Raw genomic sequence first — 15,549 nt, forward strand, 5'->3', positions numbered from 1 at the left:
GCTCCAGTCTGAGTAGGTGGATGGCTCAGTCTCCAGACCAACCCCAGAAGTAGATCTCCTGTGGCGTCCCGTGGTCGTCGTGCAGTACTGCGCAACGGCCGTACCAGCGCTCGCGAGCGAGGTCTTGGATCGCTGGAACGTGTTCGCGGGTCAGCCGTTCAGTGCCGATGGCCCTCTGGGCCTCTTCGGTGGTCACCGGCTGTACTGCACAGACCTCGGGCACCTCGTCTTCCCGTTGAACACGGAAAACATCGAGAATCGAGTGGGTTCCAGAGTGCTGCGTCCACTCGTCGGCCCACAGTTCGTCCAGGGTCAAAGGTTGCGGGCGGCGCTCCACCTCAGGAAGCCAGTCGCCACCGCGCACCCAGTAGTAGTCACCAGCGAGGAACACTCGGTGCCGCAACTCCTCCAGTGCGGCGCCAAGATCCTCCTGGTACGGCACGTAGTAGTCCCAGGCCGAAGCGCCCATCCTGTACCCCTCCGAGTCAGCTGCCATTGTGGTACCACGTCACAAGAACGTTAGCTGTCGCCCCCGACAGGCCATGAAGGCTGACGACGTCCCTCCTGCAGCGACGCGGAGACGTACCGAAGAAGACGACCAGCCCATGCATGGTCGACGAAGAGCCGAGCGGAGTTGTCACGCTGCGCAAGGTCTGCCCGCCGTGACCAAGGTGCCGGGCCCAGGCGGGGCGACTACTCTCGGCCGCTGCCCAACAGCGTAGGTGGGAGCCGCACTTGGATGCGCGCCTGACCGAAGTCCATCATGGGCGGTCGTGGGGCCCATTCGGGCGGATGGCACCGGCGGCCGGGCGTGGCCGCGTGGCATGGGATCTTTGGGCCCTTACTCTCCGGCTGACTGACCAGCAGCATACGGATCTCCGGCTGGACGTTCCCGGTCGGGGCCCGCCCGTTTTCCTGGGGGAGACAAGTGACCCGGCCCACCACACGTTGTTCCTCGCCGTCCCGCATCGTCGCCGGTCTGCTCCTCGCCGCGCTCTGGCTCGCCGGCTGCGCAGGTAGTGCACCGAGCGAGCGCTCCAGCGCCACGCAGGGATCCGTGGTTGAGGGCGGGCCCACACCCCCGGGCACGGGGCCGCGGCTCCAGGATCCCCCGGAGGTGGTGAGCCGCAACGGTGTGCTCAGGACCACGATCGTGGTGGAACGGCGAAAGGTCCGCGTGGGCAACCGCCAGTTGTACGCGACGACCTACAACGGGGCCTACATGCCGCCGACGTTGCGCGTGTGGCCCGGCGACCGTATCGACCTGACCATGATCAACAGCGCCGACAAGCACACCAATCTGCACACGCACGGACTGTTCGTTTCGCCGCGCGCCCCCTCGGACGACATCTTCATCTCCATCAAGTACGGGCAGTCGTACCACTACACCTATCAGCTGCCGCGCAATCACCCCACTGGCACCTTCTGGTACCACTCACACGCGGACATGCTGTCCGCCCCGCAGGTCGCGGGTGGTGAGTCGGGCATCCTCGTCGTCGGGAACCTGAAGCAGCACCTGCCTTTGTCGTTGCGGAACATCACCGAGCACACCATCGCGCTCAAGGACTTCCAGGTCCAGGGCGACGCGATCAAGACCCATCCCCTGAGTATCGGCGCGTCCACCGACCGCACCGTCAACGGCCAGCAGAACCCGGTGATCCACATCCGGCCCGGAGAGACCCAGTTGTGGAGGCTGGCCAACATCGGCGCCAACATCTACTACAAGCTGCACCTTCCGGGCACCCGCTTCCACGTGATCGCTCAGGACGGCGTCCCCGTGGGCAGGGTCTACGCCGAGGACACGCTGCTCATTCCCGCCGCGGCCCGCTTCGATGTCCTGGTCCAGGGCGGCGCCCCCGGCACCACCCGGCTGGAGACACTGCCGTACAACACCGGCCCGGCCGGGAACCAGTTCCCCCGGGCCGACCTCGCTACGGTTGTCACCAGTGGCACGCCCGTGACGCGGGCCGCGCTCCCGACCGACCTCGGCCCCTACGAGAACCTGAGCCACGCGACGATCGCGGACCGCAAGACCGTCGTCTTCACGGAGAACAAGGCCGGCACGATCTTCTACATCAACGGCCGGACGTACGACGCGAGCCGGACCGACTTCGTCTCCACCCTCGGCACCGTCGAGGAGTGGACCGTCCGCAATGACTCGGACGAGGACCACAGCTTCCACCTGCACACCAACCACTTCCAGTTGATGAGTACCAACGGGAAGGCCCACGACCCCACCCGCGGCGTGTACGACACGGTGAACGTGCCGAAGCGCGGTGCGATCGTCGTCCGCATCCACTTCAGGGACTTCACCGGCAGAACCGTGTATCACTGCCACATCCTCAATCACGAGGACATGGGCATGATGGCCGTCCTGGACATCGTTCCGCCCGGCGCGCGGCCCCGGGCCACCCACAGCGGATGACCGTCGACACGTGGCGCGACCGCCCGTCCCCAGGCCGGACCTGTCCCCGGCTGCGACGACTTGTACATGGCTCGCCGTGGCGCCTGTCCGGGCGGTCAGCACCACGGCGCATTGTTCTCGACGCGCACTACTTGTCAGCGTTCGGTCAGGGACGGCACGTGATGTGCAGGTGCGCCGCGGCGTTGTTGGCGTATCCCCTGGGATTCCAGACCGTCGCCGGGGATTCGGCCTGCACGGCCGCGGTGGAGTCCCAGGCGCGTGCGATGAGCTCGGCCTCACCGGGGGGCAGGGTGACCATGGCCCGCCAGTGCTGCCAGGTCCAGGGATTCTCCGGGGGGTCGAGATCCGTGGAGGTCCACGTGCTGCCGTGGTCGGCGGAGACATCCACGCGTGCCACAGTTCGGTCGTCCCCGGCGAAGGCGAATCCGCTGACCTCGGTCGGTCCAGAGGGCAGGTGCTCGTTCTTGCCGGGCCGTAGGATCGCGCAGTGGATGGCGACCGGGCCGAGGGTGATGCCGTCGTCCGGTCCAACGGCCTCGGGGTCGGCTTCGGGGGGCAGGACGCTGTATTCGGCTTGGAAGTAGTTGTCGGTCGGTTCGGCCTGTGCGCTGATGCGTTGGAGCCATTTGACGCTGCGGGCGCCGATCCAGCCCGGAACGATCACGCGCAGGGGAGCGCCGTGCGCGGCGGGCAGTGCCTGATCGTTCATGGCCCAGGCCAGCAGCACCTCGTTGGAGGTTGCCTTGGCCACCGGTATGGAGCCGCCGAAGGGCTGGGGTGGGGTGGCCTGCTGTGACACGTCGGCGCCGGTGAAGGCGATGTGGGTCGCTTCCGGCTGCGCTCCGGCCTCGGCCAGTACGTCTGCCAGGCTCGCCCCGCTCCATCTCGCAGTGGAGATGGCTCCTGGACCCCAGGGGACCTGGCCGGGTATGTCTCGGACCTCGATGAGATCGGCGCGGCGGTTGCCGGCGCACTGCAGCGTGGCCACCACTGTCCGCTCGGTGAAGCGGCGCAGATCGTCCATCGACAACTCCAGGGGACGGTCGACCAGACCTTCCACCCGCAGCCGCCAGCTCGCGGAGTCGATGCGGGGGATCGGCGCGTGGTTGCGGCCGTAGAAAGTGTCCAGGGAGGTGATCTGGGCTGCGAGGGCGCCAGGAGGCGTTTCGGCGTTGTAGGGCTCGTCTTGGTGTACGAGCATGTCGTCACGTTTGCCCCATATGTCCATGAGGTCAATCTCCATCACGTCGGGCGCGGACGCCAACCCGGTCACCAGGGGGGCAGGCTGGTGGCGTATGGATGGCGCGGGGGTCGGCAGGTGCTGAAACGGCAGAGATTCGCGGCGTCTCCTAGCCTGATGAAGGGCGGCACATCATCCCGCGCGCACGGGAAGGGGTGCGGTCAATGTGCTTCGGGCCGATTCGACGCCGACGCCGCCTTGAAGGCGTCGCCGGCGCCCGCCGCTCAGGAGAGCCACGGGCGGACACCGACGAGGGCGCCGAGCCCGACCCGCGTTTCACCTTCGCCAATGAACGCACGTTCCTGGCGTGGAGCCGCACCGCATTGGCGCTGGTGGCGGCTGGGCTGGCCGTCACGCAGCTCCTGCCGCCCTTCCCCGGAGTCTCCTGGGGCCGCCGTGCCATCGGCGTGCCGCTGATCGTGCTTGGTGCAGCCGTCGCCGTGATCAGCTACGTCGAATGGAGCCGAGACCAGCGTGCGCTGCGAACAGGCAGGCCTCTGCATCACACACATCTGCCGTTGATCCTGTCCCTGGTGATTGCCGCGGAATGCCTGTTGGCAGCAGCCCTCGTGATCTTTGCGAAGGGAGTCTGACCATGTCCGGATCCGAGGGATCGCCACGCCCGACTGTCGCCGAGGACCTCGAAGATCTCGACCCCGGACTCGCCCGGGAGCGGACCTGGCTGGCCTGGCGCCGCACGGCCATCTCCTTGACGGCCGTCAGCGCCGCCGTGCTGAAGATCTCCCCGATCGACGGGGCACTCCTGCTGGTGATGACCCTGGCGGTATGGGCCACTGGGCGAGGGCACGTCGCCACAGGAGCACGCTCGAGTGATACAAATGCACGGCGTCCCGCAGTACGTCTCACCGCGTCGACCATCGTGCTCACCGCTTTGGCCGCCCTCATCGTGGCCTTGCGATCGTATTGAGCGATCCGAACACTTCTGTCTGGGCGACCGCGACAATCTCGGTGAGCTGCAGGGCCGCTTCCCCGCCTCGCCGCTGCTGAGCAACCTCAAGCAGCGGACGTATCCGGTCGCGGACGGTGACCCTGCTGTCGAGGCCACCATCGCCGAGGAGGCCTTTCCGTCGGTCTTCGCCGCCGACGTGCCGTCGTCGAGGTGGAGGGCGCGTCGCACGCCGTCGCCGTTTCCCATCCCAAGGGGGTCGCGGACCTGATCCGCGAAGCGGTACGCGCGACGAGCTGACGGGCGGCAGGGAAAGCCGCGCGGGAACAGTCTCCGCACCGCGTCCGTGCGGCCCGGTCGTCGTGCCTCCCGGACCGCACGGGTCGCGGGCCGCGATCCCAGTTGCCGGGCCTTGAAATCGGGACGGGGGTCAGAGGGCCTCGCTCGGATGTGGTTGGCTCAAGCTCTGCCGGACGGTTCGAGCCCTTGAGGCCACCGACGGTGAAACCGTCCGAATCCGACATGAGTCAAGTACTTCAGGAGCCAGCTTGTCCCGGAGCCACTCTCGCAAGTTCTCTCGTTCTGAGACCACACGGGCTGAGGCCTTCAGCGACGGTGTATTCGCCATTGCCGTCACGCTTTTGGTTCTGAATCTCGCTGATCCGCCGCACAAGCCGGGCGGCCTTGGCCAGGCTTTGCTGGCTCAGTGGCCTGCCTACCTCGGCTACTTGGCGTCCTTCGGCTATGTTTCGGTGATCTGGCTCAACCACCACCAGGCCTTCGTGCGCATCAGGGCCATGGACCGCGGACTGCATGCTGTCAACCTGTTTCTCCTGCTCACCACGGCGGCGCTTTCCTTCCCCACAGCGGTGGTCGCGGACGCACTGCAGGCTGACCCTACGGGCTCCGACGCGCGGGTGGCCGTCGCTCTCTACGCCGGCCTCGCCGCAGCGATGTGCCTGAGCTGGGTGGCCTTCTACCAGCAGATCGCCCGCCGACCCGAGCTGCTGGACCCCGACGTGGAGGACACGTACGTACGGCACGGACAGCTTCGTTCCGGGGCTGGAGCCGTTGCCTACACCGTTGCCGGCCTTCTTGGGGTCTTCGTCGCACCGTTGCTGGCGATCGCGGTGTTCGTCATGCTCCCTGTCTTCTACTTCGTCACCAGCGAAGGTCTGCCCGGCGGCCGGGACGGCTCTCCTGATACAGGACCCCATGCCGACGAGGGAGGCCGTGGCGGTGCGGTCTGACGCGTCCTGACACGCGGTGGCACGGTGTCGGCCGGGCGGGCGGCGTCCTACAAGCGTCCGGATCCCTGGATGGATGGGCCACTCGAGAGGAGAGTGGCGCGCACTGGGCCAAGCTGCTCAAGAGCGGCCGAAGGCCGGCACGCGCTCGTCACGCCGTGCCCGGGTGATTCACCTCGCCGATGGCGACGGGGACAGCTCGATGGGAAGGTGCCGGGGTCCGCGCAGCACGACGCTCTGCCGGTAGGGGGGAGGGTCTTCGACCAGGGTTGCGGTGCTGAGATGGGGTAGCAGCGCGCCCAGGGCGATCTGGGCTTCGATCCGGGCGAGGGGTGCGCCGTAGCAGATGTGGATGCCGCTGCCGAAACCGAGGTGCTGGTTGTCCTCGCGGGCAGGGTCGAACCGGTCGGGTTCGCGGAATCGTCTGGGGTCACGGTTGCCCGAGGCCAGCACGAGCACTACGGGCACGCCCTTGGGGATGGTCTGGCCTGCGACCTCGATGTGGGTGAGGGGGACTCGCTGCAGCATGTGGACGGGTGGCTCGTAGCGCAGCAGTTCCTCCACCGCGCCTGGCAGCAGGCCGGGTTCCCGGCGCAACCGCTCCAGCTGGTCGGGGTGGCGCAGCAGGGTGAGCACGCCGTTGGTGATCAGGTTGACCGTGGTTTCGTGTCCCGCGACGAGCAACAGCACGGCGGTGGCCGACAGCTCCTCGCGGGTGAGCGCTCCGGACGGGTCCGGGTCGTTGACGAACGCGGACAGCATGTCGTCACTCGGGCGGCCACGGCGCTGTTCGGCCAGGTCCACCAGGTAGCTGCCCATCTGCGCCCGGGCCTGGATGCCGGCTCGTTGTCGCTCGCCGGGGTCCTCGCCGGGCCGGATGTCCACGGATTCGATGATCGCGGCGGACCACTCGCGGAACACCGGCTCGTCCTCGCGTGGGACCCCGAGCAGTCGGCAGATGACGGTGACGGGCAGCGGGTAGGCGAAGTCGTCGACGACGTCGACGCGCGTACAGCTTCGAAGCGTCTCGATCAGTTCCTCGGTGATCCCGGTGATCTCGCCGCGCATCGCGTCGATCCGGCCCGGGCTGTGCGGTGGACCGAACGGCCGTGTGGCCAGGCTGCGCAGCCTGCGGTGTTCGGGGTCGTCCAGCCGGATGAAGGAGTGCTGTTGGTCTTCCGCGTCGAGGTCGCGGTAGGGGGCGGCGCGGTTGCGGCGGTCGGAGCTGAGCCGCGGGTTGTGGAACAGGGCGACGATGTCGTAGTACGTGCCGACCAGGTAACTGCCGTCCGTCTGCCGTGCCACGCCCGCCTCGCGGAGTTCCGCATACAGCGGGTAGGGATCGGGGCGGTTGGCGTAGTCGGTGATCCGCTCCAGCAGGGTGTCGACAGCCATGTGCGGCTCCTCGTGGTGGAGAGGGACTCAAGGGGTCATCCGGCGGGTCGCACCACGATGAGCCGGCGGTCCGGCAAGTGACCGGTGAGCGCGACGGTGGGGCTGTGGGAAACCCCCTTGGGGTCCGGTACGTCGGAGGGGAGCGCGAATTCGGTGATCAGTGGGTGGCCGTCCGCCGCGCCGGGTGTGGGCGGGAACGGGGCGGCGGTCTCGATCAGGCCCTGGTAGTACTCGAGCCATTTGGCCATGTTGACGGTGACCGCGGCGGTGATGCGGCCCCGGTAGCCGTAGACCGCCACCAGACGGCGTTCGGCGAGCGAGCCCTGGGCGATGACGACCTCGTCGGAGAAGGTGGGGACGCCCACGGACTTGATGTTGACTCCGAACTGGCTCGACCAGAAGACCGGCACGCTGAGGTGGGGGCGTCGCAGCGGTCCCGGGCTGACCATGTTGTGGGCCGCCACCTCCGCCTGCGCGACCGCGTTGCCCCAGTGCTCCAGGGAGAGCATCTGGTAGTCGAAGAGCGGGTGCGGGAAGCGAGAGACATCGCCGGCCACGAAGACGTCGTCGGTGACGATCCCGTACATGTCGAAGGCGCGGCACCCCGCGTCGCAGGCGACCCCATGGGGGCCCGCCGCGAGTCCGGAGTCCGCCAGCCACTCGACGTTGCGGACGGCACCCAGGGCGATGACGCACACGTCCGCGTCGACGCGGCTGCCGTCGGACAGTTCTGCTCCGGTGAACAGGCCGGTCTCGTTCCCACGCAGTGCGGTGACCGTCACTCCGCAGCGCAGGTCCACACCGTGGGCCCGGTGCAGGCCGGCCGCGAGCTTCGCCAGGGTGCCGCCGAGTGCGCCCACCAGCGGCGCGGGGCCGCGTTCTGCGACCGTCACCTCGATGCCCCGCTCCCGGCAGGCCGAGGCGATCTCCGAGCCGGTGAAGCCGCCACCGATCACCAGCACCCGGCGCGGCCCCGCTGCCAGCCGGTCGGCCAGGCGAACGGCGTCGTCGCGGGTGCGCAGAGTGAACACGCCGTCCAGGTCGGCCTGCACCGGCTGCGGCCAGGGACGCGCCCGGGTCCCCGTGGCGATCAGCAGCCGGTCGTAGGGCAGCGACTCGCCGTCGGACAGCCGCACTCGCCTGCCGACCGGGTCGAGCCCGGTGGCGCGTACGCCGAGTCGCCAATCGGCTTCCGGATCCCGGCGCATCGGCAGCCCGGTCATGTCCGCCGCCGCGATGCCGAGCAGCACCTGCTTGGACAGCGGTGGCCTGTCGTAGGGCGGACAGGGCTCCTCTCCCACCACGGTCAGTGAGCCGGTGAAGCCGCTCTCGCGCAGCGCCTCCGCGGCTCGCAACCCGGCCAGCGACGCGCCGACGATGACGATCCGGCCCTCCCGAAGGTCACCGGGCACCGGCGCTCACCTCCGCACCCACGAGAATGGCCTGGACCGGGCACGCCGCTGCCGCCTGACGCACGCGGTCGAGCTGTTCGTCCGGGACATCCGGCCGGTACAGCAACGTCTCCTCCCCAGGCAGGTGGAAGACCGCCGGAGCGAGGAACACGCACTGCGCATACGCCTGGCAGCGGGTGAGGTCCACGACGACCCGCATCTCGAGCCACTCCCTCCGTCGCCTTGAGCTCCCTGTCCCTTTCTAGGCGCGGACCGGATCAGGCGCTCGCCCGGCTACTGCCGCGGAGCCCAGCGGGGCGCAGCACAGTCTGGGCCACATGCCGCATCCTGAGCGGTGCCTTCGGGCTGCTGCTTCCGGTGTCGATCCCGGTGTGCCGTTCTCCAGCACAGAGGGCTTGTTCGGCTGACCGAGTGAATACGGGCACTGGCCGGCTTACCGGCCGACATGGCGTTGGGGCACCCGGCATGGCGCAGGACCGGAGCCCGGACGAGGCCGTCGACAAGCGCTTCCGCAACCTCACTACGCACGGTCCGCTCCTACGAGTCCTGCTATCAGACCGTGACCTGCCGGCCGATCCGTGCCGCGTCCGGGACCTGCTTCAGCAGGCGGTGCCGCCGGACGGCGTGCAGGCGAGTCGTGGCGTCCACCGTCGCGCGCCGAGCTGACCGAAACGGCCCGGGCGCCCCCGTTTCGACCAGTACCGTCGCAGCACGACGGTCGGCGTCGGAAAGGGGGAGTCCATGAGCCGGAACGCCGGCGACATCTCACGTCCGGAGGACGCGGCGCTCACGCGGGCCGCGCAGGCGGGCGACGTCGCCGCCCTGGGACAACTGCTGGAACGGCACCGGGCCGGCATGCGCGCGGTCGCGCTGAGCGTGTTGGGGCCAGGGCCCGACGTGGACGACGTGCTCCAGGACGCGGCCGTGACCGCGCTGAGGCGCGTGGGGGACGTGCGAGACCCGGCGGCTGCGGGGGCCTGGCTGCGGATGATCGTGCGCAATGCGAGCCGTTCCCTGCTGCGCGGCACTGTGCCCGCACGGCCCATCGACGATCTGGACCTGCCCGCCGCCGAATCCGGTCCGGAACACCAGCTGGAACGGCATGCACTGCGGGACTGGATCTGGGAGGCGATCGACCAGCTCTCCCCGACCTTGCAACTTCCCATGTTGCTGCGCCACTTCAGCCTTGGCGTCACGCCCTATGAACGGATCGCCGAGGCCTGCGGTGTCCCGGTCGGAACGGTCCGCAGCCGGCTCAACCAGGGCCGGTCCAAACTCGCGGCCGCGCTCGCCGTCACCGCGGACGCCCCGCACGGCGACTCCGCCCAGCGCACGCGCGCCAGTCACATCGAGGCGGGCGAGACACTGGCCGCCGCCGAGCGCGGACATTTCGGCCGTCTGATCACCGAACGCTGGTCGCCCGACGTCCTCCTGCTGCGGGGGAACGAACCCGTGGGGGACAGGGAGCTGCTCGTACGCGCAATGGACGGCGACCTCGAAGTCGGCGTACGGCAGCGCCTCGTACAGGCCGTGGCCGGGCGGTCCGTCGTCATCTGGGAGATGGAGCTGCTCAACCCCGCCGACCACCCCGACCACTGCCCGCCCTCCGTGGCCTGGCTGCTGACCCTGGACGACACCGGCCGCCCCCACCGACTTCGGCTGGTGCACCCCAGACCGGTGCAGGCGATCCAAGCACTCTCGCCAATGTGACCGGGGTCACATGACCCGGATCGAACTTCCTCCCGTCTCCCGCGTCCTGTCGGTGTCATCGACACCGACAGAGCAACGGAGACCCCGTGACCGCATCCTCCGCCGAACTCACCGCCTTGGCCGACCCCCTGGCCACCGGCACGCACACCGTCCACATCGACGGCATCCCGCTGCGCTACCAAGTCCACGGCACGGGACCGGTGTGCGTCGCGCACTCCGGAGGGCCGGGCATCTCGTGGGAGTACCTACGTATGCCCTCTCTGGAACGGCAGTTGACTGTTGTGTACCCGGAGCCGATCGGCACCGGCGGCTCCGGCCGGCTGCCCACCCACCCGCACGGCTACACCCGCGACCGCTACAGCCGCTTCCTCGGCGCACTCATCACGCACCTCGGCGTCGACCAAGTCCACCTCCTCGGCCACTCGCACGGAGGATTCGTCGTCCAGCACCACGCTCTGAGGCACCCCGAGGGCATCGCCGGGGTGATCCTCTACGAAAGCTCCCCCGTGACGGGGCCCGAGCACGCCGCCGAGGCCGCGCGCAGGGTGGCGGCGTACGTCGAGCGCCACGCCAACCACCCCGAACTCCCCGGGATCATTGCGGCTTTCCAAGCACTCCCCGAGATCTCGGACGACGCGGGGATGACCAAGGCGGCCAGGATGCTGCTTCCCGCGTACTTCGCCGACTACTGGGGCCGGCAGGAAGAGTTCGCTTCCTTGCGTGCCTCCGTGACGGCGACGCACATCTCCGGTCTGGACGAGAACCTTGCCCCGGACCCGGTCGACGACCGCACGGCCCTCGCCACGCTCGCCGTACCCGCCCTGGTCGTCGTCGGCCGGCATGACTTCATCTGCGGGACGCGCTGGGCGAAAGATCTGCACGCGCTGATCCCGGGATCGGACCTGCTGGTACTGGAGAACAGCGGTCACTTCGGCCACCTCGAGGAACCACAGGTCTTCGCCCAGACGGTGGCCGGCTTCGTCGCCCGCCACACCACAGACCTCATCCAGCCTCCGTCGACTTACCGGCCGGGGTGTCAGCCGGTAAGCCAAGCCGCGCCGCTGCGATCCCTCCCCTGACCGATCAACGAACCAGCGCAGATCAGACATCTGGGAGGACGCCGACGAGGCCGGCTCGGCGGAAACCTCCACGAGTACCAACATGCCGCCTGACCAGGACGGATGATCAATCGGCCCTCGTGGTGTCCACTTTGACCTAATATCAGGCAAATTCTGACAGAGATTCACGACGAACCAGGGAGCGTCCGCATGTCCGGCAAGATTGCGCTCGAAGAGCACTTCAACCTTCCGGATTTCAGCGACGAGGTCCCGGAGTACGTCAGCCCTGAGAACATGAGGGAGATCAACCGGCGTCTGCTCGATCTGGGGGCGGAGCGGCTGGGAGAGATGGACGCCGCCGGTATCGACTTCCCGCGTCAGGCTGTCACCCGGGCCCAGGCCGCCAACGACCAACTGGCCAAGGTCGTGGCCGCCCACCCCACCCGCTACGGCGGATTTGCCGCCCTGCCCCTGCAGGACCCGGCCGCGGCCGCGGCCGAGCTGGAGCGCTGCGTGACCCAACTCGGGTTCCACGGCGCGTTGGTCAACGGCTTCACCAGCATCGGTGACGCCGACACCGGCTGGTACTACGACCACGAGCGCTTCCTGCCGTTCTGGGAGCGCGTCGAGGCGCTGGGCGTGCCGGTCTACCTGCACCCGCGTGACCCGCTGGCGGGCAATCAGGGGATCTACGAGGGTCATCCGGAGCTGTTCGGCGCGGTGTGGACGTTCACGGTCGAGACCTCCACCCACGCGCTGCGTCTGATGACCAGCGGCCTGTTCGACCGCTTCCCCAAGCTCACGGTCATCCTCGGGCATCTGGGCGAGACACTGCCGTTCAACATGTGGCGTATCTCCCACCGTGCGGCCGCGATGGGCGACCTGATCAAGTTCGAGAAGCCACTGCGCTCCTACCTGCTCAACAACTTCTACGTGACGACCAGCGGCAACTTCCACACCCAGACGCTCAACGCGACCCTGGCCGAGATGGGCGTCGACCGGGTGCTGTACTCCAGCGACTACCCGTATGAGTCCATGCGCGAGGCCTCCGACTGGTTCGACAACGCCGCCATCAGCGACAACGACCGCCTCCGGATCGGCTACACCAACGCCCGGTGCCTGTTCCCCAACATCCCGGAGAAGATCGGCCAGTGATCTGGTCTTCCCAGCTCCAGCACTCCTCACGACCACGGGCGCAGACTGGATCGGCGTGGGGACGCGCCTGCATACGGGCCCGGGCACCCTGCCAGTGCCTGCATACGGGCCCGGGCACCCAACTGGCAGGGGGTCCGCTTCGCCGCCTCCCAGGCGGGAGCGGTCCAGCAGGCCCGGGCTCGCGTCCTGACGGCGCGCCTGGCGCAGCCCGCTTGACGGCCGCCGCCGGCGTGCTCCTCAAACCGGCACGACGACGGGCCGGATCGACCGACCGCAGCACCTCCTCCAACGAGAGCGATGTCGCTGACCTGGGACGAACCCCGGTGTGAGATAGGTCAGTTGGGACTGCGGTGTGGCATGGGCCGCACCGGCCCATGCTTCGACGCCGTCGAGTCGTTCTTCGCACTACTCAAGGAGGAAATCGGGACCTGCCGCTGGCCCGACCGGGCCAGCGCCCGCGCGGACATCTCCGCTTTCGTCGAGACCCCCTCACCCCGCTGGTGACCCGACAGCGCCTCGAACGAGAACTCGCCCTCGTGGCATGAGCATCGAGTGTCCAAGGTCACGGGGAAGCTTCATTCCTCAGGAGAATCACAGATTGGTGCAAGCGTGCTCTCAGGGGATGCCGACAAGGTATCCACCATGACCACGACCTCACCCCAGGGGCGCACCGAACTGCTCAGGCCGGACGGGAGCCCCGTCCGAGTGCTGGTGGTGGACGACGAGCCGTCGATCACCGAACTACTGTCCATGGCCCTCCGTTACGAGGGCTGGCAGATCCGCAGTGCGGGGGACGGACAGGGCGCGATTCAGAGCGCGCGCGAGTTCCGGCCCGATACCGTCGTCCTCGACATGATGCTCCCGGACATTGACGGCCTGACCGTCCTGAGGCGGCTGCGGCAGGAACTACCTGACGTGCCGGTCCTGTTCCTCACCGCGAGGGACGCCGTCGAGGACCGCATCGCAGGCCTGACCGCAGGTGGGGACGACTACGTCACCAAGCCGTTCAGCCTCGAAGAGGTCGTGGTCCGGCTGCGTGGGCTGATCCGGCGGTCCGGGGCCGCTGACCGCTGCTCCGAGTCCGTACTCGTCGTCGGTGACCTCACCCTCGACGAGGACAGCCACGAGGTGTCGCGGGCCGGCGAGGACATCCATCTCACGGCGACCGAGTTCGAACTGCTGCGCTTCCTGATGCGCAACCCGCGGCGCGTGCTCAGCAAGGCACAGATCCTGGACCATGTGTGGTCGTACGACTTCGGCGGGCAGGCCAACGTCGTCGAGCTGTACATCTCCTACCTGCGGCGGAAGATCGACGCCGGACGAGAGCCGATGATCCACACCCGGCGCGGCGTGGGTTACCAGATCAAGCCCGCGACGTCATGAGCAAGCGGCGACGGCCGCGTACGCAGAGGCGAGGACGGGGGCCGCGCACGCTGCGGACACGGCTCGTCGTCTCGGCGGCCGCGCTGATCGCGGTGGTGTGTGTCGTGATCGGAACGGTCACGACGATCGCACTCGGCCAGCACCTGTACCAGCAGCTGGACAACCAACTGGGCGAGGTGGCGGCGCGGACGACGGGTGGGCCCATGGGCGGGCCGGGCGGGCCCAGGGAGGGGCTGCCCGAGCACGAGAACACGAAGGCCACGCTCCGGGACTTCGTGGCCCGGGGCCCCCAGCCGATGAACACCATCGCGGCGAAGGTCGACAACAGCAGCATCACCGAGGCCATGATCGGCAAGCGGTACAAGGACGCCAACGGCGTCGTCCAGTCGAGTGCGCGGTCCCTCGACACGGCCCAGATCGCCGCGCTCGGTTCCGTCGCCAAGGACGGCAAGCCGCACACCGTGGACATCCCCGGGCTGGGCCAGTACCGCGTCGAATACCGCACTGGCCTCAACGGCAGCTACTACGCGGCCGTGCCGACCACGGACGTCACCAACACCATCAACACCCTCATCCTCGTCGAGGTCAGCGTCACCGCGGCCGGTCTCGTCGCCGCCGGGATCGCCGGATCCGTACTCGTCGGCCTCGCCCTGCAGCCCCTGCGCAAGGTCGCCGCCACCGCCACCCGGGTCTCCGAACTCCCGCTGCACGCCGGCGAGGTGACCCTCAACGAGCGGGTCCCGGAGTCCGAGACCGATCCGCACACCGAGGTCGGACAGGTCGGGGCCGCGCTGAACCGCATGCTCGACCATGTCCACGGCGCCCTGCACGCCCGGCAGCAGAGCGAGATGCGGGTGAGGCAGTTCGTCGCAGACGCCAGCCACGAGCTGCGCACGCCGCTCGCTTCCATCCGCGGGTACGCCGAGTTGACCAGACGCGGACGGGAGGAGACCGGCCCGGACACTCGGCACGCCCTGAGACGGATCGAGTCCGAGGCCGGGCGCATGACCCTGCTCGTCGAGGACCTGCTGCTGCTCGCCCGGCTTGACGCGGGGCGGCCACTCCGGTTCGAGCGGACCGACCTCGTACCACTCGTCGTGGACACCATCAGCGACGCGCGCGCAGCAGGGAGCGACCACAACTGGCGGCTCGAACTGCCCGACGAGCCCGCGCTCGTGTCGGCCGACGTGGAACGGCTCCAACAGGTGCTCGTCAACCTGCTGGCCAACGCCCGCACCCACACCCCGCCCGGTACGACCGTCACCGCACGTGTGCAACGACGCGGGCCATGGCTGTGCGTGGACATCCAGGACGACGGCCCGGGCATTCCGCCCGATCTCCTGCCACACGTCTTCGAGCGGTTCGCACGCGGCGACTCCGCGCGCTCCCGGTCCACCGGCTCGACCGGACTCGGACTGGCCATCGTGCGGGCCGTCGCGACCGCGCACGGCGGTGCCGTGACCGCCGACAGTGGTCCCGGGCAGACCGTGTTCACCGTGCGTCTGCCCACGCTCACTCCGTACGCGGCGGCGCCCGCTGCCGAAACGTACCGGCAGCCGTACTCACAGGCACACCACAGCGCCACCACACGGGTACAACAGGACGTTTGAGAAGAGT

General features: G+C 68.7%; 15 protein-coding genes and 1 pseudogene. 11 read left to right on the forward strand and 5 right to left on the reverse strand.

Annotation, left to right across the window (positions count from 1 at the left end):
* Positions 1–25 precede the first annotated feature (25 nt).
* A complete protein-coding gene (locus ACIQFZ_RS21370; protein WP_365776706.1) occupies positions 26–469 on the reverse strand; it encodes a hypothetical protein in 444 nt (147 codons plus the stop codon).
* A 651-nt stretch (positions 470–1,120) separates the two neighbouring features.
* Here ACIQFZ_RS21370 and ACIQFZ_RS21375 point away from each other — a divergent pair.
* Positions 1,121–2,425 carry a multicopper oxidase family protein gene (locus ACIQFZ_RS21375; RefSeq protein ID WP_402691892.1) on the forward strand — a complete coding sequence of 435 codons (1,305 nt, stop codon included), beginning with the start codon at positions 1,121–1,123 and terminating at the stop codon, positions 2,423–2,425.
* A 145-nt stretch (positions 2,426–2,570) separates the two neighbouring features.
* Here the strand turns inward: ACIQFZ_RS21375 and ACIQFZ_RS21380 are convergent, their stop codons facing one another.
* Positions 2,571–3,626: a sulfite oxidase gene (locus ACIQFZ_RS21380; RefSeq protein WP_365422640.1), complete on the reverse strand. Its 1,056-nt coding sequence runs from the start codon at positions 3,624–3,626 to the stop codon at positions 2,571–2,573.
* Positions 3,627–3,829: 203 nt separating this feature from the next.
* Here ACIQFZ_RS21380 and ACIQFZ_RS21385 point away from each other — a divergent pair, with 203 nt between their 5' ends.
* The 4 genes and pseudogenes from ACIQFZ_RS21385 (at position 3,830) to ACIQFZ_RS21400 (ending at position 5,822) form a co-directional block, all read left to right on the forward strand.
* Positions 3,830–4,258 carry a DUF202 domain-containing protein gene (locus ACIQFZ_RS21385; RefSeq protein WP_365422642.1) on the forward strand — a complete coding sequence of 143 codons (429 nt, stop codon included), beginning with the start codon at positions 3,830–3,832 and terminating at the stop codon, positions 4,256–4,258.
* Between the two features lie 2 nt (positions 4,259–4,260).
* Complete coding sequence (locus tag ACIQFZ_RS21390; RefSeq protein ID WP_383060413.1) at positions 4,261–4,593, forward strand: DUF202 domain-containing protein; 333 nt, start codon at positions 4,261–4,263, stop codon at positions 4,591–4,593.
* Positions 4,594–4,606: 13 nt separating this feature from the next.
* Positions 4,607–4,872 (forward strand): annotated as a pseudogene (locus tag ACIQFZ_RS21395) (alpha/beta hydrolase); the annotation flags it as partial.
* Between the two features lie 248 nt (positions 4,873–5,120).
* On the forward strand, positions 5,121–5,822 hold the full coding sequence (locus ACIQFZ_RS21400; protein ID WP_365422646.1) for a TMEM175 family protein: 702 nt from the start codon (positions 5,121–5,123) through the stop codon (positions 5,820–5,822).
* Positions 5,823–5,990: 168 nt separating this feature from the next.
* Here ACIQFZ_RS21400 and ACIQFZ_RS21405 read toward each other — a convergent pair whose 3' ends face one another.
* From ACIQFZ_RS21405 to ACIQFZ_RS21415, 3 genes are read right to left on the reverse strand one after another with little or no spacing between them, the layout of a single operon-like run.
* The gene (locus tag ACIQFZ_RS21405) at positions 5,991–7,214 is read right to left on the reverse strand and encodes a cytochrome P450 (protein ID WP_402691893.1); all 1,224 of its coding nucleotides are present in this window, start codon (positions 7,212–7,214) and stop codon (positions 5,991–5,993) included.
* A 35-nt stretch (positions 7,215–7,249) separates the two neighbouring features.
* Entirely contained in the window at positions 7,250–8,626 is a 1,377-nt protein-coding gene (locus tag ACIQFZ_RS21410) for an NAD(P)/FAD-dependent oxidoreductase (RefSeq protein ID WP_402691894.1), read from the reverse strand.
* Positions 8,616–8,825, reverse strand: coding sequence for a ferredoxin (locus ACIQFZ_RS21415; RefSeq protein ID WP_365776693.1), 210 nt, complete (start codon positions 8,823–8,825; stop codon positions 8,616–8,618). The genes ACIQFZ_RS21410 and ACIQFZ_RS21415 overlap by 11 nt, the downstream gene beginning before the upstream one ends.
* A gap of 542 nt (positions 8,826–9,367) precedes the next feature.
* Here ACIQFZ_RS21415 and ACIQFZ_RS21420 point away from each other — a divergent pair.
* The 6 genes from ACIQFZ_RS21420 to ACIQFZ_RS21445 all read left to right on the forward strand — a co-directional run bounded on the left by ACIQFZ_RS21420 (position 9,368) and on the right by ACIQFZ_RS21445 (position 15,542).
* Positions 9,368–10,336, forward strand: a complete 969-nt coding sequence (locus ACIQFZ_RS21420) for an RNA polymerase sigma factor (RefSeq protein WP_383060419.1) — start codon at positions 9,368–9,370, stop codon at positions 10,334–10,336.
* An 86-nt stretch (positions 10,337–10,422) separates the two neighbouring features.
* Positions 10,423–11,415: an alpha/beta fold hydrolase gene (locus ACIQFZ_RS21425; RefSeq protein ID WP_402691895.1), complete on the forward strand. Its 993-nt coding sequence runs from the start codon at positions 10,423–10,425 to the stop codon at positions 11,413–11,415.
* Between the two features lie 189 nt (positions 11,416–11,604).
* Entirely contained in the window at positions 11,605–12,549 is a 945-nt protein-coding gene (locus ACIQFZ_RS21430; RefSeq protein WP_402691896.1) for an amidohydrolase family protein, read from the forward strand.
* A gap of 357 nt (positions 12,550–12,906) precedes the next feature.
* Positions 12,907–13,053: a hypothetical protein gene (locus ACIQFZ_RS21435; protein ID WP_402691897.1), complete on the forward strand. Its 147-nt coding sequence runs from the start codon at positions 12,907–12,909 to the stop codon at positions 13,051–13,053.
* A 138-nt stretch (positions 13,054–13,191) separates the two neighbouring features.
* A complete protein-coding gene (locus ACIQFZ_RS21440) occupies positions 13,192–13,932 on the forward strand; it encodes a response regulator transcription factor (protein WP_402691898.1) in 741 nt (246 codons plus the stop codon).
* A complete protein-coding gene (locus ACIQFZ_RS21445; RefSeq protein ID WP_402691899.1) occupies positions 13,929–15,542 on the forward strand; it encodes an ATP-binding protein in 1,614 nt (537 codons plus the stop codon). The genes ACIQFZ_RS21440 and ACIQFZ_RS21445 overlap by 4 nt, the downstream gene beginning before the upstream one ends.
* Positions 15,543–15,549 lie beyond the last annotated feature (7 nt).

Source organism: Streptomyces sp. NPDC093064 (genome assembly GCF_044754605.1).
Classification (GTDB): Bacteria; Actinomycetota; Actinomycetes; order Streptomycetales; family Streptomycetaceae; genus Streptomyces.